A 501-nucleotide genomic window follows, 5' to 3' on the forward strand; every position below is an offset into this window, starting at 1 on the left:
CCCAATCCTTGTAGATGCACATTGAGGCCTCTATAACATCACTATCATCAGCATATGCAACAAACTCAAATCGTCTTACACTTTCAATCATTTGTCGGTATACAATGTAGAACTCGGGAAAATCCCAGTGATGGTAGATTGGACAGCCATCATAAACCTTTCTTGCGAACTCTATGCTAAATCCGTCAGTAGGTTCGCCAGCTTCCTTACTGTACCTGACGAATCTCATTCTTCACCTCATCCCAGGAATAGAGACCTTTGCCACCAGTGAGGTCCAAACATACACCGTATACATACTGATTAATACCCCAGCTTCTACGGTCTTCGGATTCTGTGGCTCCAGCAAAACGACGAATATCTTCATAATGAGGATAGACGCGCTGATTGAGAATATGGTGAATAATATCGGATGCAGCGATACAAGCTTTCACAGCCGTAGGGGCACTAAGCATCGCATCACGAATGAGTCCTGCGACATCTTTCATTCCTTTAATCTGACCT

General features: G+C 43.9%; 2 pseudogenes. Both read right to left on the reverse strand.

From position 1 onward, the window contains the following. A pseudogene (locus R7226_RS31605) lies at positions 1-229 on the reverse strand (hypothetical protein); the annotation flags it as partial. Continuing rightward, a pseudogene (locus R7226_RS31610) lies at positions 207-501 on the reverse strand (hypothetical protein); the annotation flags it as partial. The pseudogenes R7226_RS31610 and R7226_RS31605, both read right to left, overlap by 23 nt.

Origin of the sequence: Conexibacter stalactiti, assembly GCF_033542075.1 — a bacterium.
GTDB lineage: Bacteria > Actinomycetota > Thermoleophilia > Solirubrobacterales > Solirubrobacteraceae > Conexibacter > Conexibacter stalactiti.